Here is a 20,968-nt window from a genome sequence, read left to right as displayed (position 1 = left end):
CAGCCATCCCCCTATCCCCCCATCTCTTTAAATTTTAGGTCTGCCCAAGTGAGTTGTTTGCCTTGTTCGTTGTCTTCTGTTGTTTCTTGTTCTTCGTCTTTTTTGTTAGGTTCGGGGGTTTCGCCGTTTAATACTGGTCTGATTTGGTGTATGTTTTCGGCGTTTTCTTTGAGGGATGCGACGGCGTTATTTAAGTGACGTTGGTAGTGGGCGTTTTGTATTGCTTCTTCTTTGGGGCGAGAACTAGTCTCGAAGGATTTTTCTATAGTGTCGTAGATTCCGGTACGGCGAGTTTTAGTGTAATATTGCCGTTCGGTATCTAATAGTTTCGCCATCAGTTCTAAGTGCATTGCGTCTTCACAAATTTCTTCTAATACTGCCCATTCATCGCTTCCGAGTAAGCTTCTTTCTGCACCTGGGCGGGTGTCTTTAAAGGGTTCACCTGTGACTTCTTCATAGATGCGGGGTAAGCTGTCGTCAAATTCGTGTTTTTCTTCTAGCCAAATTCGGCGAATTTCGCTGAGTTCTTCTTCAGTTATTAAGGTGATGTCGCGCATTTCTGCGGGGGCGGTTTTGCGAATTTGGGTTTGTGCTTCGAGGACTCTTCTTAACCAATGTTCGCGCCAATATTTAGTATATGGGCCGGGGATTGGTTCAACTGAACTTTGCTCATCTTCAGTAGTGCGTTCAAACAGTTGAACATGACCCCAAATGCGTCGGAAATCACGCCTATCAAAATCATCTTCTACGTCCAATTCGTTACGAATGTCTAGTAAAGGTTGCATCCATTCTTTCTCTTCATCATTTTGAATCATTGCTGCCATAGATTTATCTTGATTTACCATTGTGCAAACCCAACAGCCAAAACGCGAACTTCCACAACTGGGAGTAGAAGAATCTATTACTAAAGGACATTCATTATCTGCTGTTGCACCTCGATACATAGTAAATAAATCTTTGTTGCTAATTCCCCAAGGATTCTGCCACTGATTCAAATAAATCCAGACTTCTTCAGTACGCCAATCTTGAATCGGACTATAAACCAGAGAATTAGGAAGGCTAGGGCTATGATATAGTACTGATTTAATTGAAGCAGTATTAATGCGATCGTTAACTCGACCTACTTGATGTTTTTCCATTGAAGCGGCGCGTGTAGTACTTTCAGCCTTACGAGTACCTAAAACAAGTATTACTTCTCCATTTGTCCTTACTACATCACGAACAAATCTGTTAGAAGGTTGAATTTTTAGGCGTTCAGTACACCAACGAAATCTATTGCGGGGTGACGGATAACCTTTACCTATTAAATTTACCCAAAAAGTATCTTTGATATCGGGATAAAGTAAGTGAGGTTCTATAGGTAATCGTTGAGATTCAGCAGCAGATTTCATCCTCTCTAAAGATTGTTTTACCCAAGCAGAAACAATGGGATTTTCTACTAAAGTATCAGTCGTAATTACGTATATTTTTTTTTTGCGTTTTTCAGGTGGTAAATCTGCAATAGCAGACCATACAAGCTGTACTACTGTTTGGCTGTCTTTTCCTCCCGAATATCCTAAAATCCAGGGAATTTCATCTAAACAATATAAGTCTTGAATTTCAGTTTTTATTCTTTCTATATCTTCTACCAACTCGGCAACTGTACGCGGTGGAAATAGTGACATCTGTTGTGCTTCAACCATAAAATACACCCCATTAGTTAATTTCTAAACCGATTTAAACGATGCCACTGTAACGCATCAAGGCTGGGAAAATATTGCTCGGAATTAGGTCTAACAATGAGTTCTCCATGAAAATCTCTCATAGGTTTAGCGTTTGGCGATTCTTCTTCTAAATCACTGGCAACTATAATTCTATATTCATCGTTAACACTAAACCATCCTTGATCAAAAGCCCAGTGATGATTTTTACACAATGACAAACCATTGTTAACCCTGCTATCAAAAAATTCTGCGAATGGTTTTATATGTGCGCCATCTACAATATTTTGTCTAAGTGAATTTATAACCTTAATTCGACAAAATGCACACTTATAATCATATATCTGTACAACTGCCTTACGAAAGAACGCATTTCTAACCAAAGACTTTTTTAGAACTACTCTCGGTTGTTCTTGGAAATCAACTGTTGAGTCTGATATATTTATTTCTTCTTGAGTAATCTCTTGTAAATTTTGATTAACCTGTAAAATCTCCTCAATTTGTTCTCTACTAGATGAGAACCAAGCGTCTATCAAAGCATCTATTAATCTAGTTACGGCAAATGGGTCTTGTATTAAAGTAAATAACTCAGAGTCTAGGGTAGCATACTCAACAGCTTCTCTTAGTGCTTTCGTACTGTCAAGTTTCCTACCTTTTCTACAATCTGGTTTAAATTCTACTTGCCAAAATCCTTCACTCTCTAAATGAATAAACGGATAATGTAGACCACCTCTGTAAGCTGAGTTAGATGCTAAACAATTCCAGTATTTATTAAATGTATTAATTAGTTCATCCGAAACATAAATGTGATTATCAGAGATAGTACCTTGGCTAATTAGTTCGATGATAGATAAAAGTAATATTGGTTTATAAGGAGCATTACCACTTTCTTTTTTCTTGATCCTACTTGGATTTAATTGAGCAAAACGCTCACAATAATAAGCTAAGTTCTTGTTTTCCGACTCTTGCCGTTCAACCATTTTTACCTCCAAAAACACCTAATCAATCATCTAATCAATAAACTCCGAATCAAAGCCAAATTACATCATCTTCCATCTGTGTTCATCTGTGGACACCTGTGGTAAAAAAAACAATCTAAGACTCCCCACCATTAACTTACAAAAACATCTGCGTTCATCTGCGTTTATCCGCATTCATCTGCGTTCCCAAAAAAACCTAAAACCCCCACCAAAAATCTAAAAACCATCTGCCCTTCATTTACCCCAACCCCAAACGCTGCAAAATATACTCCTTCAACCAACTAACACAATGACGAGACTTAGAAAACCCGCCCTTAACCAAAATCCTCCCTTGCCAATCTACATTAAAACGTGACCAATCAATCTCTTTCAACCCCGTTAAATAACCCTCCCAAGCATCTAAAGAAAGCAAAAAAGCCCCAACTTCACCCAAAGCTAAAAGCGCCACTGGATGACAATGAAGGTAATCTCTTCGCACTTCTCCCGCCGCCACTTTTTTAGATAAAACCTGTTCCCAATCAGCAATATTAAAACTTACAGTGTTCCAAAACCGCACTGCTAAATCTATCTGTTGAGACAATGGGAGATGCTGACAATTAACCAACAAATTAATAGTAGCATTATAAATGCGATTGAGCGTAAATAACTTCCCCGATCGGACCCCCAAAACACTATGTTCTGTATCAGTCAAACAGCGAAAAACTGTGACTTGCTGCACCACTTCTCGAACTAATTCAGCAGTGCGATCGCGCTGGTCATAAAGTATATTTAAAGAGGAGTCAGTCACTACCGGAAAACGGTTTAGATCCGAGAACATTTGTTGCGATCGCTTTAACCCAATATCCAAAAATAAAATTAGTGCGATCGTCTCATATCCTAAATCAGGATTCTCCTTTAATGCTAACTCCAAAGCTGCCCGCCGATGCTTGCCATCATTAATCGAAAATCGCGCATCCATTGGTACTCGCAACCGTCCAATTTTTCGTTCTTCCGCCTCCGTTCCGATCGGTTCAAAAGTAATTTCTGCATCGATAGAAGCAGTAATTGCCGAAAAAATATAGGTTGTCGGATGCTTTAAAATATATTGACTTATTTCGGGAATTCGTGATAAATTAATCTCCCGACTCGCCCGTAATTCTGGGGGCGTTTCTTCTTCATCTAAGGGGAAAAGTTTCGGCAAAATTCGCACCGGACACATAGAAACATAATACTCTCTTCCGGCTTGAATCCCTCGAATTACAGGTAAAATATATTCAAAGTTAGCGATCGCACTTTTAACCATTTCCCACCTCAAGTCGCCGGATTAAATATTCTAAAAGTCTCTCTTGTTTCTCTTGTTCTGCGGCTAAAGATGCCTGAATTTCTATCATTTGGTTGATTGCTTTATCTGTTTGAATTTGAGTTTCAATTAGTTGCCTTAATACCTGGTTGGTGATAGTTTGTTCTTGGGCTAATTGGGTAATATTGCGATCGCTTTGTTCGATAAACCGTTCTAAAATCGCCTCTATGCGGTCTAATCTATCAGAGGAATTACTGTTAGTGGGTGTTTGGGTCATATTTTTAGTAATAATACGTATTGACATATTGAGAGTCTTATGCTAATTAAGCATATTTCGCTACTATCTTAGTATTACATATCCCTAAGTTTTAAAAAACTAAATTTACATATATTTTTTCAAACCAGATTTTTTCTAAAATCAGATCCAGTAACTTAAAAACTAACCCATGAATAACAACCCGGCTAGCGACTTGGCGAGTCAAATTTTGGAGAGAGAAAATCAAGAGAAACAAGCTATAGCCCTCCTTCTAGACCGATATTTGGGCAGAAATGACCAAATTTTGGTACAAAAGATTGAAATGGGGGGCAGTGAAGCTTATATTGGTTCAGTTACTCTGGAATGGTTCGCCAGTCGCGTTCGTTTTGCCTCTCGCTTGCCTTTGCTGCGACAAAAGTTCGACTCCCACACGGAAAATGTGGAAATTGACGCAGAAAGCATCGAAGAAATTCAACAACGTCCGTTAGATTGGACTCGCCAAGCATCTCTGGCGCAATATTTAGCAGCAAGAAAACATCACAAATTTCCCCCAGTTTTAGTTGTAATTAATCAACCTTGGGTCGATGTTCCTCATGCTAATGAATGGAATAGTCAGGGAAGGGCGATTAAATCTGCTGCTAACTTTATGCCTTTGGATAAAGATAATAAAGTCGGTTTATTGGATGTTTCTCCTGATGTGACAATCTTCGCTTTGGATGGTCAACATCGCTTAATGGGCGTGCAAGGTTTGATGGAATTATTGCAAACTGGAAAGCTTCCTCGCTACAAAAAAGATAAGAAACCTTCGGGTAGCGTGATTACTATTGATGATTTGCGGGAACAGTATCAAGTTGACCCAGTTTATTTGCAAAATTTGGCGAAGGAAAAGATTGGAATTGAGTTTATTTCGGCGGTGATTCCTGGGGAAACTTATGAGGAAGCTAGGCGGAGAGTGCGATCGATCTTTGTTCATGTTAACTTAATGGCAGTACCTTTAACAAAAGGACAATTAGCCCAATTAGATGAAAATGATGGTTTCTCAATTGTGGCGAGAAAAGTTGCGGTTACTCATTCGTTATTGAAGGATACTAAAGGCAGAAATCCTCGCGTTAATTGGGATAGTGCAACTGTTGCGGCAAAGTCTACTGTGTTAACAACTTTGCAAGCACTTAAAGAAATGTCGGAACGCTATTTGCAGCATAAGTTTCCCCATTGGAAACCTTTGGAAAAAAAGGGTTTAATTCCTTTACGTCCTGAAGATGATGAATTAGAAGAGGGAATAGAAAATTTTAAAGATGTGTTTGATAATTTAGCAAATTTACTGAGTTTTCAACGTTTGGAATATGGGGGAACGGAAACTTCAGATTTGCGCCGTTTTAGTTTTGAAAAACCTGCTGGTGAGGGCAATTTGTTGTTTCGTCCGGTGGGGCAAATTGCTTTGTTTCAAGCTTTGGGAATTCTGGTTTTTAAAAAGGGTTTTTCGTTAGAATCGGTGTTTGAAAAGTTGCAAAAGTATGATGCTGATGGGGGTTTTAGTAATATGGAAAGTCCCCAATCTTTGTGGTATGGGATTTTGTTTGATGCTAATAAAAAGCGAGTTTTGGTTTCGGGAAGAGATTTGGCGGCGAAGTTAATTGTTTATTTGGTTGGTGGGATTGAGGATGATATGGAACGGGCAGAAATTCGTCGCGCTGTGGCGGAGGCGAGGACGGTTGAGGATCGTGCGATCGGTTTTAATGGGAAGTTTGTGGAACCTCGAAAGGTGGGGTTGCCTACTTTGTTGAGTTAGGGTTTTAAACCGCAGATGAATACAGATGTTTTTGATGGTTTTTGGTGGGTGTTTTAGGCTTTTTTTAGTACGCAGATGAATGCAGATAAACGCAGATGAACGCAGATGTTTTTGTTTATGGGATGGTGAAAAATGGTTACTATTCAGAGGAATCAAGGTAATCAATTAGCAACTTTGACTGTTACTTGGGAGAAGTTACCTGATGATTTTAAGTTGGAAGATAATCCTGTGGAAAATACTGGGCAACCTTTAATTGCAGGGGCGTTACGGGAAAGTTTGGAATTGGTGGGTTTTATTAAATCAGAAATGTTAATTGCTGCCAATTTTGGTCTTTGTGCTACTGTTAATGGTGAGTTGGTGATTAAAGCGCCGGATTGGGTTTTTGTTCGATCGCTTTTAGCTGGGGAGTCGGAGGGCGATCGCAAAAGTTACACCCCAAATTTAGAAGGAGAAAATCCCTACATTGTGATGGAATTTCTCTCAGATACCGATGGTGGCGAATATTCAATCAAACCAACTTTCCCCCCTGGCAAATGGTTTTTTTACGAACGGATTTTGCAAGTTCCAATTTATGCAATCTTTGAACCTGCAACCGGACTTTTAGAATTATATCGTCTACAAAACGGACGCTATGAATTAGAATTTCCTGATCAAGAAGGTCGTCATTGGTTAGCAGAAATGAACCTATTTTTAGGAGTTTGGCGCGGAAAAAAGGAGGAACGAACAGGTTATTGGTTACGCTGGTGGGATGCAACCGGAAATATTTTACCTTGGGCGGTGGAATTGGTAGAACAGGAACGTCAACGCGCCGAACAGGAACATCAACGCGCAGAAAAATTAGCCCAATACCTGCGTTCTCAGGGTATTAATCCTGATGAAATTGGTTTCTAAGTATTAAGGAGGAATAACTAATTTTTAAGTTATTCCTCCCACATTAATTTGGCAAATAAATTTAAAATAATTCACTGTTCTTTTAATTCGTTGATGCACCGAGAATATTTTCTAATGAATGTTTCAACTGATGGTGGACAATTACCAAAATACTCACGTAAAGCATCGAATCCACCGTGAGCATACTGATTCATTAATTTTACACCTTCATTGGACATATAAGAAGGCGAATTAGGGTCTACCCATTTGGCAACTCGACGGTAAACTGAATCACGCTCATGTAAATTTATCCCTAAGCGCGAGAGTTCTGTATTGATTAAAAGACCTACTAAAAGTCGCCCACGAGAACGAAATTGTCCAGGGAAGTTTTCCACTAAACTAGCCACATCATCGGAATGAATTTCAGTATTTCTCCGTCTAGACGCAAAACCTGCCATTAAACAAAGATAGTAAAGATCGAAGTCTAAGGGATAATTGGTAGAAATATCTTTGAACCATTTTTTGGCATCCTTACGCAATTGAAAATTCATTTTACTTACAGTTCCTTATCTAAATCAAAGCGATCGAAAAAGTCTTTCCCTTTAATAATTACCCCATCATTAGTTTCTTGAATCTGGTGCGGATCGACATTTTTCCAAAGTGCATTCATTCTAGAGGTTTTCCGAAAAAACGTGAGATACTGGACTTGTTCATTTACTGTCTGATGCAAAACATCAACAAAAGCTTGTCTCTCGCTAGAAATAGTAAATGCTACAAATTGATTACATAGAGTTGGAATGAGATTTGCCACTTCTGAACGTACATTTAGATCCAGAGATAGTGCCGGACTGTCTACGATAAATGGGATTGCACAACCGCTTTTATTAAAAAGTGTTGCCAGAAAAGCATAGCTAACAGATAAAGTTTGTCCCTCACTAGCACCTACTTGACCTTGCAGTTTTAAAGAATCTTGAATGTCTTCTAATAAAACAGGATTTCTTGATAAGACTTGGCTGATCTTTTGGTTCGTTTCCTCCAGAATGATTTTCCGCAATTCTTCACTAGCTAACTTGTGTGCTTGCGAAAGAATTTGTATAGCAATATCTGTTTTAAGTTTAAGGGTTAAAGTTTCTGTTGCTTCAGCTACATCATTTTCTGCTTCTTGAATCAGTTTATCTAACTCTCGAAGACAAATTGCATTTTCAGGAATTTTGCTGTTGGGAGATCTTTCTATTTCCTCCAGTCGTTCATTACATTGGCGAAGTTGTTCTTTCAGATTATCGAGGCGTTTTTTCTTCATTTCTAATTCAACATCTCCCTGTGACAGGCGTGCCTCTTCTAGAGAATAGAGTTCTGTTTGCAATTCATCTCGCTTTCTAATCAACTGTCCTAAACTATCTAAATTTTCCTTTAGTTCTTGGTAGGGGACGATCGGATCTTCTCTGCAATAAGTTGCTATGTCGGATTTAATACTATTTAAAATCCCAACTTCATCATCTTCTAAATAATTTTTCTTCCGTTCATGTACTGCCTGACGAGCCGCTTCATCCATCTTTCGACCACAAACGCATTCTTCCGCCTCTGCTAGTTCCTCAAAAAATTCTTTGGATGTTGAAGTTGGTAATTTTAAACGATCTAAATTGTCTTTAAGGTTTTTCAAAGCAATACCAAAATCAGGTAGCAATCTATGGGGATCTCGCATTTTCTCAATTGCTTGTTCTGATGACTGAATTACATATTTTTCAGCTTGATCAAACTGAATTTTTATTTGTTGCAACTGACTGCCGATATTCTGATCCTTGCTTAAAGCTGATTCGTATTCTTGTTGAGCCTCTTGGATGTCTGATAGTAGTTGTGTTTTTTGTTTGTGAAGTTCTTGTTGTTCTTCCTGTATTTTATCTCGCTTCTTTTTGAGGTCTTCTAGTCTATTTTTCCGGCGTTTTAAAGCTCGATCCGATTTTGCAGTGGCAGATTCAGCGTGTTTCTCCCAATTTGAATAAAACTTATTTTCTAACTCTTTAAGCACGAATAATTGAAACAAAGATTCAATTGCTTGACGGGCTTTCGTTTGTTTAGCATCTAGTAAATTCTTAGCTAACTCACCATCAAATACAAACAACTTAACAAATTCTGGAGTAAAAAATTTTCTCAGGCGGAGACGTGGGGAAAAGCCATCTTCAATACCAATATAACTACTGGTTCTATAAAAAGCCTTACCTTCTTTGAAATCAAAATTAAGTTCAAAAGTCAAAGGCTCATTATCAATAGCTAATCTCACAATAAATTGTCCAGATTTATCGTAACTTCCCGTGCGCCGTAATTCCCGAACTTCGTCTGGTTTCCAGTTTTTTGCAGATCCAGAAAGGGTAGCCCTGAGCATATTTAATGTAGTAGTTTTGCCAGTGCCGTTAGGCATCTGTATCAAGGTTACTGGATAGGTTTTAGATATGTCACTTTCATAAAGACTAACTTCGTGATCTGGACAACGTAAACCTGAAGCTGACCACCCTAAAAGTGTAAAATTTAAACTCATTGTAATTCCTCATCTTCCTGTCTATAGTTGTTGATTTGAATAGCTTCTAATATGGTTTCTAAATAATCGCTAATATCATCTGGATTAGTTCCAGATAATTCGTCCAAACATTTCATCATCCTATCAGCCACACTACTTGGTTGATTGAGATCATTAACAGTGATATACACTGCTTCATAAACTTCTTTACCGAATTTCATGGTTGATTTACCTTCCTTTTTATTTGAGATAAATGAGTAAGCCACTGTTTACGGAGTTGGTCAGTATTTAGCTCTTGCATTTCCTCATCTTGAACTCTGACAAAATCAACAACAGCAGCCCTTTTATGAGGATTTGCAGTATCTTTTCGCAAGCAACGACCCATTCTTTGAATTGTCTCTAATTTTGCCCGTGCTGAAGATAATAGAATCACTGACTTTAGGGATTGAATATCAATCCCTTGAGAAATGCGATGGCAGGTAATTAAACAAGAGATTTTTCCATTAGCAAAATCTACTAATTTTTGTCGATCGTCTTCAGCATAATAGGTATGAAAGTCATGTCTGTAACGGTGAATAATATTCAAAGTTTGCTCACCGTACTGACGGTCTTCTACAAAAACAAGACATCGCTCCAAAATTTCTGGGTGCTGGGATAAAAACTTCTCAAAATGAGGTATTTTGCTAGGAGATGTTTTGTATACTCGCGCTAAAGCTGTCCAAAATTCCTCATCAGACATAGGTTTACCTTCCGCTTGACGCGCAGCTTTTTGGCTGTACACGCTTCTGATTCGCTGCCGATCTTCTTCAGATTGTTCATATTCAATGGGATAGTAATCAAATTCACATAAAATACCGCGACGAATAGCATCTTCTAAGCTAAATCGATAGATAACTGAACCTACATTTTTAGTAATAAATTCTGTTCCTTCTTGATCGTACTCTCTTTCTGGAGTAGCACTTAATCCCAGTCGATAGGTAATCCCATCAGACAAACCTTCTAGTTCTTCAATATTGGCGGGACTTCCTAAACCATGTACTTCATCATGAACTAGTAACAGACGACTTCTGGTTGGGTAATTAAGCGATCGCAATACATTACGTAACCCATGACGCGATATTACCAAAACGCTGTTTTTTGGATCTAATTCATACTCGTCTTTTTGGTGGTATTGCCCATAATGTTTCAGTACACGAAACCTGGGATTTAAATTGCTGGCAACACTATACAATTGCCTTACCCATTGTTCCAGTAAATCAGTTCCTATAGCAGTAATAATCACGGAATCAATGTCTTTTTTACTGACTAATTGCTGGAAAATTTGCAAGGCTGTGCGAGTTTTTCCTGTACCTGTCGCCATTTCCAGAATGCCGCAACGATGTTGCAAGAAAGTTTCGATCGCTTCTGTTTGATGTTCCCAAGAATTACCACTTGCCTGAGTTGAATTGAAACTGTACTGTCCCTTAACTTCAGATACAGATGATTTTGGGTTGTGTGGAAGCCCTGGTTCCCATTCCGGTTGACGATCGGGACATAGGCGTAAAAGCGATCGCCTAGCTGCTTCTGGAAAACCAATTACTTCCACATTTTCTGTATCGTTATCCCACAACCTTTGAAAGTTTTCGGCTTTTCGTAATGCCCGATTTTTTACTTCTAAATTCCAAGAACAAAAGACATCAATACATTCAAAATTATCAATTAAACCTGTTGAACTCTCATTAACTGAACCTGTAAAAGCAATAATAATATTATTAGTATCAGCAAATATTCCTAATTTTTCATGATAAATACCCTGACGACGAATATTTTTCGCTACTGCCAGCTTTATTTCTAATACTCCTTGTGCTAATAACCAAGCAAGACTTGCCAAACGATCCTGAACAATTTTCTCAAATTCTTGATCCAATTCTCGCAAAATAGCGTTAACAATTACTTGTTCTCTTTGTTGTAGTCCGGTGGCAATTGCTTCTGCATCTTCCTCAGACAAACAAGGAGAAGCCACTAGCTGCATTTTGCCACCAGCGCGAATTAATGCTGTTAATCCTCTGGCAGCTGCCGCCATCGAACTGCTGGAAAAAAAACCGACTGCCCGCCTATAAACTGTGGCTTTTTCCAAGCAAGGTATATAGAAGTCTTGAATGAGGTTGTTGCGATCGCTGCGATACTCATCCTGAATTATTAAATCTCGCAAATTCAACTTAAATGTCCTTTTAGGTACTTATATTTTAAGTTTAGTCACTTTGACCAATATTTTGCTTACGTATTTATACGGGATATGACCTCTAATTTAATGGCTTCTTATTAAGGAAAAAATTTACCTAAATTAAATTCTCCTTGGGGCTGATTTTTTTTGATCTCTTTCAGCAATAATCAGCCCTCTAGATATAAAAATCTCTTACGCGATCGCACCTACCACTTTAACCAGCAGCAAACTTAGTAAACTTCCGTTTGTAAGGAGCCTTAAATGCTAGAACAATATTTTGTTTAGGAACTCCAGTTTCTACTAATTCATTAGCCACTCCGATTTCTGTTTCATCACGTTCGCTCCAAATTTTGCTATCTTTAATTTCTACATAGATAATACAACCAAATATTCGGGTTAACTTTTGCCAACCAATATTGAGGACTTGATAGCGACCGCGCTCTGTATCAAATATTAGTTGCACTTCCGTCTGACTATTGGGGCGATTTTTTACGTGCCTTTTCAGAATTGTTTGTACTACTTCTAGATAATTTAGTCTCTCCATATAACAATCTCCTTATAAAAATCTACTTAAGTTAAATTCTCCTTCCGGCTGATTTTTTTGATCTCTTTCGGAAATCATCATTAACAGCAACCTCTCGGTATAATCAACTGCGCCTCGCAATTCTTCTTGCAAAATTTCTAATCCGCCATTGGCGTATTCTTCAAAAATTGCTATGCGAGTTTCTTCTGCTTCTGCGTCGTTGGGGGAAATAATATTAATGTCTTTTGTTTCAGCTATTGCTAATAACTTGATTAATCGATCGTACCCTCTGGAAATGAAAATTTCTTGCGCGATCGCACCTGGTTCCTTTTTAGAAACTTCCTGCAAAGCAACCCGTTTCTTCCTTTTTGCACCTAAAGCGGCGGCAAAGGCGATCGCATCTGCATAAGTTTGAAAAGGCCCTGTTGTATCATTTCCCAAAGTCAAAGCTTTCACTAAATCAGCTTTATCTTTCCCAACTCTAACTCGATTTGCACCCATTTTAATTACTCAGTCCACAAAAGTTTAATCCGTTTTTGAAAACCACCTCGTTCCTGTCGGCGGCGCATTTGTTCAGCAATTACTAATTCCCGATTAATCCCGTAAGTTTCTATAATTGCATCAATAACTTCATATATATCAGCTAATTCTGTAATTAAATTTTCTTCATCAGCTACCGCTACTTCTTGCGCTTCTTCAACTACTTTCTGCCGCAAAGCTTGCCGATATTCAGATTCAGGAAGGGTTAAAGTTTCACATTTCAACCCACTTTGTTGAATAATTTCGGTAATTTTATCTCTTACCAGTTTGTCATACTCTTTTCGCATTCAAACTCCTTTAAATTTGGTTAAAAGTTTCTATTAACCAACGATTGATTTCGTTATCTTTTTGAGTTTTCCGACGTGGCAACGCTTCATTAATTACTGATAAACTTAATCCTGGCAACACCAAAAATTGATGAATTTGACCGCTGCGCCCTTCAGAAATAGAAAAACCTATTACTTCACCTGCTTTGGCATCATTTACCCAATATTCTCTCACTCCTGCTTGTTCGTAAAGTAAGCGTTTAAAGCCTAAATCATCACTAAGAGTTGTCGATCCAACTTCTAACACCAATGTTGGTGGATCGTACTCATTTAAATCTACAGGTGAATCAATTTCAGGAGGTATTCTTAATCCTGAACCTATATAAAAAGAAGAATCAGGTTGAAATTCTCCTAACCCTTCTTTTCTGTAACTGGTATTAGTGAACTCAACAATTTCAATGTCTTTCAAGGTAGCGAATATCGTAATCACATTGGCAACTAAAGAATTTTGCCGTCCATGACGAGAACCAATTGCTGCCATTTCAATCCTCATGTAACCTTGATGATAATAACACCTTGCCTTTTCATATTCCGGGCTATCCGCTAACTCTAAAAACTCTTCCCAAGTTGCTTTTACCCAGGTATCAGTAGCGAAAGTAGAACTAGAAACCATAATCCACCTCCGTAATTTCCGTGTATTCAAATTCGTTGGGACTTTGCCTAATTAAGGGATAATTACTATTGCCTAAATTAATTATATCCTGTTCGCAATCAGGTTTAGAAGAGTAATAAGTCAACACATATTCTCTCCCAATTCTATTAGTAATTTCCTCTGCTACTTCACCTCGCCACTGAGTTTTTGTTACCAAAACTACTAACTGATTTGCTAATTGGGGGATGATTTTGGCAATTTGGCGGCGATAGATTTCATCTAAACTACCAAAAGGCGAATCCATGACGATCGGAAATGTGCTACTATCAGGCACCATCATTTCCTCTTTACTCCATTCTCGAACTCTGTCAATAATTCCCCCAATAAATGAGAGACTGAGAATTTGATTCTCTCCCGTTGAAGCACCAACTAACGCTTCTTTTCCAGATGTATTTTCAATCAGAGTTAGTTCGTACTTTTCACTAAGTTTGGGAATATAAGCTTTAAAGGAAATTGAACTAAAAATTTCCTGCACCCGCTTTTCTAACTGGCTGCGAAAATGTTGATCTAAACGAGATTTATACTCATTTAATCGGGAAATAGCATCTTGGGTTGCAGCAATTCTTCGCTGCGCTAACAATTGTTTTTCTTCGTTAGATTGCTGCTTAGTAATTTGCTTCAAAAGCACATCAATTTCTGCCTTAAAGTCAGAGATTTTTTGCTTATTTTCTCCCTCTTCTAAAGTTAACTCCCGAATCTTGCTTTCAATTTCATCCAATCGCTTTTGCAAGTTACGGATTTCTTCAGCGGGGTTTTTGCGTAACTGTTCGCTAATACTTTCTAACTGAGTTTCAATTTGGAAAATTTCTTGGCGAAATTGGTTAATATTCGCTTGTTCTTTGTCTACATCTTCCCAGAAACTTACTGCTTGTTGATCAATTTCATCTACTTGGGCACTAATACGAATCGCTGTTTCTTCAACTGCTGCAATATTAGCTTTATCTAACCAACTGCTGACATTTTCATGAAAATGTGTACCATCGCTTAAATCTGCACCGCAAATACAACGTCCAGAGTTAAGTAATTGATTAATAAATTCACGAGATATTCCCGCAGTTAGTTCACCTCGATGTTTTAAATCTTCTAAAATTATGCGAAATTCAGCAGTTAATTCTGGCAATAAAACAGTATAACCTTTGCTAGAAATCGCACGGTTTAGCGATTCTTTGCTTTTTTTCAGTCTTTCTCGACTAGTAGTTTTTTGTGCTTCTAATTCTTTGCGTCTTTCTTCCAAATCTTTCGCGCCGCTAATGTCTCGAAAGCGAGTACTAGTTTCTCGCTTCAGTGTTTCTTGGTGCGCTAATTCTTGGGAAATTTCGGTTTGGCGATTTTCTAAACGTTCAATCTCTTTTTCTTTTTGATGCTGTTGTTTTAATAGCTGTTTTGTCTCTGTGTCACCGATCGCCTTTAACTCATCTTCTAAACTTTTCTTTGCTTCTCCCAAATGCTTGATAGAACGATTTAAAACTTCCACTCCCAGCATCGTTTTAGTTGCTTCGGCAATTTCGATTTTGTTATCAGAACGAACGATTCTTTCAATTCGTTCTCCATCAAAAAAGAAATATTGATGTAAGCTTTCGGGTAATATTTTACCAATAATATCTTCAGGTTGTTCTGTCGGAAGTTTCCAATTCCCATCGTCGCCAGCAATTTGCATATACAATTTGCTTTCGCCTTGTTCGATCGTTTCGCCTTTATAAGCGCGACATTCCCGTTTAGCGCGATAGCGTTTTTGGAAATGTTCCCAAACAATTTCTACCCAACATTCAACCGCTTCTCCAGGGTTAGCTTCAGATATTGCTCTTTTATTTACTAAGTATTCTTCTGAAGCAAAAGCCGCTGTAAATTTGTTATATAAAACCCAAGTGAAAGCATTCAGTAAAGTAGTTTTTCCAGAACCATTATTTCCGTGAATAATAGTTGTATTTTGTTCCTCTCCATAAGCAAAGGAAATTTCAGGACTTTTGCCATAAAAACAGCGGAAATTACAAAGTTTGAGCGAAATTAGCCTCATCGAATTACATCCTTGACGATGAGTAAAATGTCTTCATTAATTTTATAAGGTGTTTTCATATAAAGCTTATCTTTTTCCGCTTGTCTCACCCTGTCAATGATTTGTCGCACTTCTGGCGGTGCGCTGGTAATTGGTTCTTGCACATAACTCAAGTTAAATTCTTCGCTCATCTTTACTGCTACCCAGAAATTGGTAATCTTTTATTTAATCTATTCTATTTGCTGAGGATACTGAACAGTAAAAATACTAATTTACTTAATCTGGTTACTTAAAAAATTTCCAATCCCCAATCCCCTCAAATATCCAACAACCCATACCGCTTTTGCAAACTCAGTAATTTCATCCTTGCTTCCCCCGCATTTACCGCTAAATCTGCAAATTCCACCAATCGCCGCAACTCTTTTCTTAACAGATTCCTTTCCACTTCTAAAGTTTCTCGGTCTAACTCTGGAGGTAGCACAATCATATCGAATAAAGTTGCCCTTTGTTTGCCGGGAAAAGGGCGCAAAATGCGTCCCCGACGTTGAATAAATTGCCGGGGATTGTTACTACTTGCCAAAATTACTGCGTTCTCAATTGCCGGAATATCCACCCCTTCATCCAAACAGCGAATTGCCACCAAACCTTGTAATTCTCCCGATTCAAATTGTCGTCGCAAATCTTCCCTTTCATCCAAAGGAGTTTCCGCCGTGTAAGTGCTGACTCGATAACCTAACTCGGTTCCCAAAATCTTTGTCACTACCTTGAGTTGGCGGGTACTTTCCACCGAACCATCCCCACAATAAAATAAAGTGTGACAAGTTTCCAAACGATTAGCCATTAAGTTTCGCAACGCCTTTAACTTATTCGCTGCTGCACCAATTAATCGCGCTCTTTGAATTAACAAAGGTGTCAAATCTTCGTTTTCTTCATCAGAAATATCACTCGTTTGTCCTTCCCGTTCCCGAAATAGTAACGCCCGTCCAATTTGGCGAGTTAACTTAATATAATTTCTGGTTTCAGTTTCTGTTAATTCGACTAAAATTGGATGATAAAAATAAGGTACTAAAGCCCCGGCTTGAATCGCATCTTTTAGGTTAAACTCAGGTTGTAAAACTGCACCAAAATAGTTAAACAGAGATTCTGTACCCAAGTCGTCAAAGTGTCTTTCGGGAGTGGCGGAAAGTGCGAGTCTTAAACCAATTTGTCGGGGTAAACTTTCCTCTAATTTGGGAGCACCTAAGTTATGCGCTTCGTCGCCAATGATTAAACTTTTTTCCGGGAAGTACTTAAGTTGAGATTGAAACCCTTCGCTGATTAAAGTGGCGTTGGTGGTAATTATTGTGAGGAATGGTTGTTTTTGCGATCGCACATTATACAATTGCGTCGAAAGTTTATCTTGCCAACGTCGCAGATTTTCAAAAGCCAAAATTGGCGCTAAACCAAACTTTTCGCATTCTCGCGCCCATTGGGTGACTAAATGGCGAAAAGGACAGACAACTAACAAAACTTGTAACCCGATTTTTTGGTAAAGTTCGCTAGTAATTGCTAACGCAGTAATCGTTTTTCCGCTACCAGTCGCCATTTTTAAAGTGCCTCTACCTTGGTTAGCAAACCAAGATTCTACCGCTTGTTTTTGGTAAGGGCGCAATTGCAAAGATCCAGGAATTATCGGGCATCCCGGCGCAGGTTGTTTCCCTTCAAAGTGATAAGTGCCTTTAGCGGATGCTACTTTTAAAAGTTTGTTTACTGGGAGTAAAGTTTCAGCTTGAAATTGGTAATTTGTTCGCTTTTGAACTTGATAAACACCCTGAGAACTTCTTTTCACAATTTTCTAGCCCTTACCACTTTTTATTTATTGTAATCGAGAATCAGCAAATTTTATAATTTTGCTAACGCTTCCCTAATAGCCCTTTCCTTTTGCGGGTCATTTCCTTGAGCATATTCAATGGGAAAAGGTACTACGATATCAGGAGTTACACCCTTTCCTTCTAAGCGTTGGTTTTCATCAACATATACATCTGCAACTGCGACATAAAGCAAAGTTCCATCTACTAGTAAAAAAGGACGACCTGCGACTACTGCACCAGCCGTTTTAGTGCCAACTAATGAGCCAATTTTATCTTTTTGAAAACCATAAGCTACCACTTCTTTAGCACTGCGACTACCTTCATTTACTAACATTACCACTGGCTTTTTCCAATGTGAATAATAAGTGCTGCGTCTCCCATTGCGGTTAATATTAGTTAAGGAAAAACCAGGCTGTGCTAAAAAGATATTTAAAGCACCCATTGGCGCACCACCCCAACCATCACGCAAATCTAAAACTAAGGCATCTGCATCTTTTAACCGACCATAAATTAAGTCGTCTTCCAATTGTTGCTGATATTGGTCGCCACCATAAGACCAAATGTGAACATAACCGATTTTTTTCCCTTCTCTTTCGATTATTTGGGTACTGGCTATTTGAGCATCCAAAAACATAGTAGTTGTATCAAACATTTTCGGCGTTACTGAAATTTCTTGCTGACTATTAACATTAGCTTGACGCTGTATTTTAAGAGTAACTTTTTGTCCTGCTTTCCCGGCGAAAGATTGTATAGGGTGAAATGATTTTCCATCAACACTAATTATTTCATCACCTATTTTTAGTCCAGCTTTAGCTGCTGGAGAACCATCTAAAATGGTGTTAATAAAGGTTTTGTTATTCAAGGTTTTGGTGTAAATACCAATATCGGTATATTCAATTTTTCCTGATGGGAATATGCTCTTTAACTGCTTTTGTAATTCTTCGTTCATTGGGGCAAAAATGCCCAAAATTTGATAGTACGCTGGCTCGTTTTGTGTGTAAAATTTCGTGTGAGAGGTTTGTAATTCTCCCAGCATTTGATTGATAATAACTGCTGCTTGGTCAATTGTTTGAGTTTGGTTAATTCTTGGGGCATATTTAGATTGCATTGCTTTCCAATCTACGCCATTAAATTTCGGGTCGTAAAAGTTATTGTTAACAGTTTCCCAGACAGCATTAAAAGTTTTAGACTGGGTAGCCAACATTTGGGGAATTACTGGAGAAATTAGCCAGCTAAGGAGTAAAATTGAAATGCTAAATAAAATGATAAAAGCTGAGTTTCTCTTCCTGATGAGTTTGAATCTTTTCATCTCTGTATGTTTAAATAGAATTGATAACTTGTCTAATTTTACTCAATTTTTCTCATACTTGCTTTGAGTTATAATAAAGTCCTTCTTCTTCTTTCTTCGTGTCCTTCGTGTCTTACGCGCTACGCGCACGCTACGCGAACGTGGTTCAAAATTAATTAAATTAAAGGTAGTTTAAAAAATGTCTAATAAGGTTAAATATTTGCTACTAGGTTTACTAGTAATTGGCATAGCTACTTGGTTCAGTCATTCTTATAATTTTGCAATGATGGGATTGACAACTTTTTTAATTGCTTATCTTTCTAAGGGGATGCGGCGTTATCGATCGCACAATCCCAACTCTCAAGATGAATAATTTTTTAGAACGCAGATGAAAGCAGATAAACGCAGATGAACGCAGATGTATATCTATATTTACTGTGAGTTGCTTTTAGCTGTTCCACTTTCAAATTAGATAATTTGGAGAGAGGAGAAATTTACTTTAATCTTCTCCTCTGTTCCTATACTTAAAGTGCGTCGGTGACTATTTGTTGTGCTTCTTGCAGGATTTGTTCTAGGTGATTTTCGCTTTGGAAACTTTCGGCATAAACTTTATAAACGTTTTCTGTGCCGGAAGGACGTGCGGCAAACCAACCGTTTTCTGTAGTTACTTTTAGTCCGCCTATTGAGGCATTATTTCCTGGCGCTTTGGTGAGTTTCGCTGTGATTTGATCTCCTGCCATTGTTCCTGCTTTCACATCTTCGGGGGAGAGTTTACCCAAGCGTGCTTTTTGTTCGGGAGTAGCGGGGGAGTCGATGCGTTTGTAATAAGGTGTGCCTAAACGTGCGGTTAAATCTTGATAATGTAATCCTGGATCTTTTCCGGTTTTAGCTGTGATTTCTGCGGCTAAAAGATCCATGATAATTCCGTCTTTGTCGGTTGTCCAAACTGTACCATTTTTGCGTAAGAAAGATGCTCCGGCACTTTCTTCTCCGCCAAAACCAAAGGAACCGTCTAATAATCCGTCAACAAACCATTTGAAACCTACGGGTACTTCGCTCAGTTTGCGGTTTATCTCTTTGGCGACGCGATCGATCATACTACTACTAACTAAAGTTTTCCCGATCGCACTTTCTCCCGACCAACCTGTACGATTAGTAAATAAATACCAAATCGCTACTGATAGGAAATGATTCGGATTCATTAATCCCACGCTAGGAGTAACAATTCCATGTCTGTCGGAATCGGTATCATTACCAAAAGCGATGTCATAATCATTTTTAAATTTGACTAAACTCGCCATCGCATAAGGAGATGAACAATCCATGCGAATTTTCCCATCCCAATCTACGGTCATAAACCGAAAAGTTGGATCTACGGTTTTGTTCACTAAGGTAATGTTTAGCTTGTAGCGATCGGCAATTGGTTCCCAATAAGCTATATTAGAACCACCCAAAGGATCGGCCCCAATCCGAAGTCCTGCCGATCGAATTACATCAATATCAACTACATTTTCTAAATCGTTGACGTAGGGAGTAATGAAATCATAGAAATGAGTTGTTGATGCTTTCAACGCCGACTCATAAGAAATGCGCCGCACATCCCGATTGTTATTTGCTAACAATTCATTCGCCCTTTCTTGCACCCATTTAGTAATTTCTGGTTCCGCAGGGCCTCCAGAAGGGGGATTATATTTAAAACCGCCGTCAGAAGGGGGATTGTGCGAAGGTGTGATAATAATTCCATCTGCTAAACCAGTGGTTTTCCCTTGGTTGTAAGTAAGAATCGCATAAGAAACCACCGGAGTTGGCGTAAACTGAGCATATCCTTCCCCCGCAGCAATGTAAACTTCTACACCATGCGCCGCTAACACTTCCAAAGCCGTCTTTTGTGCGGGAGCAGAAAGAGCGTGAGTATCCATTCCCATGTACAATGGGCCATTAATGCCCTGACTCTGGCGATATTCCACCACAGCTTGGGAAACGGCGAGAATGTGGTCTTCGTTGAAAGTCCCATTGCTGGAAGAACCCCGATGTCCCGAAGTGCCAAAACTTACCTTTTGCAGGGGATTTGCAGGATCGGGATGAACTGTGTAATAGTCGTCTAAAAGTTTAGCAACATCAATCAAAATGTCGTCGGGTGCTGGCTTTCCCGCTAGGGGGTTGACCTTTTCTTCTACTGTTTGCATTGTGCCCTCTGTCCAAATCCC

The 20,968-nt window shown here is 38.7% G+C and carries 20 protein-coding genes; 3 read left to right on the top strand and 17 right to left on the bottom strand.

Annotated features, from left to right (window positions below):
• Positions 1-11 precede the first annotated feature (11 nt).
• From dndC to IQ264_RS12290, 4 genes are all read right to left on the bottom strand, one after another.
• Positions 12-1,682, bottom strand: a complete 1,671-nt coding sequence (gene dndC / locus IQ264_RS12305; protein WP_193981076.1) for a DNA phosphorothioation system sulfurtransferase DndC — start codon at positions 1,680-1,682, stop codon at positions 12-14.
• A 17-nt stretch (positions 1,683-1,699) separates the two neighbouring features.
• Positions 1,700-2,680: an HNH endonuclease gene (locus tag IQ264_RS12300; RefSeq protein ID WP_193981075.1), complete on the bottom strand. Its 981-nt coding sequence runs from the start codon at positions 2,678-2,680 to the stop codon at positions 1,700-1,702.
• A 238-nt stretch (positions 2,681-2,918) separates the two neighbouring features.
• Entirely contained in the window at positions 2,919-3,962 is a 1,044-nt protein-coding gene (dndB, locus tag IQ264_RS12295) for a DNA sulfur modification protein DndB (protein WP_193981074.1), read from the bottom strand.
• Positions 3,955-4,236 carry a hypothetical protein gene (locus tag IQ264_RS12290; RefSeq protein ID WP_193981073.1) on the bottom strand — a complete coding sequence of 94 codons (282 nt, stop codon included), beginning with the start codon at positions 4,234-4,236 and terminating at the stop codon, positions 3,955-3,957. The genes dndB and IQ264_RS12290 overlap by 8 nt, the downstream gene beginning before the upstream one ends.
• A gap of 169 nt (positions 4,237-4,405) precedes the next feature.
• Here IQ264_RS12290 and IQ264_RS12285 point away from each other — a divergent pair, with 169 nt between their 5' ends.
• Entirely contained in the window at positions 4,406-6,004 is a 1,599-nt protein-coding gene (locus IQ264_RS12285; RefSeq protein WP_193981072.1) for a DGQHR domain-containing protein, read from the top strand.
• A gap of 132 nt (positions 6,005-6,136) precedes the next feature.
• Complete coding sequence (locus tag IQ264_RS12280) at positions 6,137-6,895, top strand: Uma2 family endonuclease (RefSeq protein ID WP_193981071.1); 759 nt, start codon at positions 6,137-6,139, stop codon at positions 6,893-6,895.
• 71 nt (positions 6,896-6,966) lie between these two features.
• Here the strand turns inward: IQ264_RS12280 and IQ264_RS12275 are convergent, their stop codons facing one another.
• The 12 genes from IQ264_RS12275 to IQ264_RS12220 all read right to left on the bottom strand — a co-directional run bounded on the left by IQ264_RS12275 (position 6,967) and on the right by IQ264_RS12220 (position 18,677).
• A complete protein-coding gene (locus tag IQ264_RS12275) occupies positions 6,967-7,425 on the bottom strand; it encodes a hypothetical protein (RefSeq protein WP_193981070.1) in 459 nt (152 codons plus the stop codon).
• Positions 7,426-7,430: 5 nt separating this feature from the next.
• Entirely contained in the window at positions 7,431-9,407 is a 1,977-nt protein-coding gene (locus IQ264_RS12270) for an AAA family ATPase (RefSeq protein ID WP_193981069.1), read from the bottom strand.
• Positions 9,404-9,607, bottom strand: coding sequence for a hypothetical protein (locus IQ264_RS12265; protein ID WP_193981068.1), 204 nt, complete (start codon positions 9,605-9,607; stop codon positions 9,404-9,406). Before IQ264_RS12265 ends, IQ264_RS12270 begins: the two co-directional genes overlap by 4 nt.
• Positions 9,604-11,583: a DEAD/DEAH box helicase family protein gene (locus IQ264_RS12260; RefSeq protein WP_193981067.1), complete on the bottom strand. Its 1,980-nt coding sequence runs from the start codon at positions 11,581-11,583 to the stop codon at positions 9,604-9,606. The genes IQ264_RS12265 and IQ264_RS12260 overlap by 4 nt, the downstream gene beginning before the upstream one ends.
• 220 nt (positions 11,584-11,803) lie before the next feature.
• Positions 11,804-12,133, bottom strand: a complete 330-nt coding sequence (locus tag IQ264_RS12255) for a XisI protein (protein WP_193981066.1) — start codon at positions 12,131-12,133, stop codon at positions 11,804-11,806.
• A gap of 12 nt (positions 12,134-12,145) precedes the next feature.
• Positions 12,146-12,613, bottom strand: coding sequence for a DNA phosphorothioation-associated protein 4 (locus tag IQ264_RS12250; protein ID WP_193981065.1), 468 nt, complete (start codon positions 12,611-12,613; stop codon positions 12,146-12,148).
• Between the two features lie 5 nt (positions 12,614-12,618).
• Positions 12,619-12,939 (bottom strand): nucleoside triphosphate pyrophosphohydrolase, encoded by a 321-nt coding sequence (locus IQ264_RS12245; RefSeq protein WP_193981064.1) that lies wholly within the window; start codon positions 12,937-12,939, stop codon positions 12,619-12,621.
• A 10-nt stretch (positions 12,940-12,949) separates the two neighbouring features.
• Positions 12,950-13,591: a Uma2 family endonuclease gene (locus IQ264_RS12240; RefSeq protein ID WP_193981063.1), complete on the bottom strand. Its 642-nt coding sequence runs from the start codon at positions 13,589-13,591 to the stop codon at positions 12,950-12,952.
• Positions 13,581-15,644 carry an AAA family ATPase gene (locus tag IQ264_RS12235; protein WP_193981062.1) on the bottom strand — a complete coding sequence of 688 codons (2,064 nt, stop codon included), beginning with the start codon at positions 15,642-15,644 and terminating at the stop codon, positions 13,581-13,583. Before IQ264_RS12235 ends, IQ264_RS12240 begins: the two co-directional genes overlap by 11 nt.
• On the bottom strand, positions 15,641-15,814 hold the full coding sequence (locus IQ264_RS12230) for a hypothetical protein (RefSeq protein WP_193981061.1): 174 nt from the start codon (positions 15,812-15,814) through the stop codon (positions 15,641-15,643). The genes IQ264_RS12235 and IQ264_RS12230 overlap by 4 nt, the downstream gene beginning before the upstream one ends.
• Before the next feature lie 125 nt (positions 15,815-15,939).
• Complete coding sequence (locus tag IQ264_RS12225) at positions 15,940-17,292, bottom strand: DNA phosphorothioation system restriction enzyme (RefSeq protein ID WP_413470347.1); 1,353 nt, start codon at positions 17,290-17,292, stop codon at positions 15,940-15,942.
• Positions 17,293-17,504: 212 nt separating this feature from the next.
• Positions 17,505-18,677, bottom strand: coding sequence for a S41 family peptidase (locus IQ264_RS12220; RefSeq protein WP_228061482.1), 1,173 nt, complete (start codon positions 18,675-18,677; stop codon positions 17,505-17,507).
• 283 nt (positions 18,678-18,960) lie between these two features.
• On the opposite strand from IQ264_RS12220, the gene IQ264_RS12215 reads away from it, so the two are divergent.
• Positions 18,961-19,134, top strand: coding sequence for a hypothetical protein (locus IQ264_RS12215; RefSeq protein ID WP_193981058.1), 174 nt, complete (start codon positions 18,961-18,963; stop codon positions 19,132-19,134).
• A 151-nt stretch (positions 19,135-19,285) separates the two neighbouring features.
• Here IQ264_RS12215 and pgm read toward each other — a convergent pair whose 3' ends face one another.
• Positions 19,286-20,947, bottom strand: coding sequence for a phosphoglucomutase (alpha-D-glucose-1,6-bisphosphate-dependent) (gene pgm, locus IQ264_RS12210; RefSeq protein WP_193981057.1), 1,662 nt, complete (start codon positions 20,945-20,947; stop codon positions 19,286-19,288).
• Between the last annotated feature and the right edge of the window lie 21 nt (positions 20,948-20,968).

Origin of the sequence: [Phormidium] sp. LEGE 05292 (genome assembly GCF_015207735.1) — a bacterium.
Classification (GTDB): domain Bacteria; phylum Cyanobacteriota; class Cyanobacteriia; order Cyanobacteriales; family Aerosakkonemataceae; genus Floridanema.
The sequence above is the reverse complement of the archived record's forward strand: the minus strand, read 5'-3'. Positions and strand labels throughout refer to the sequence as shown.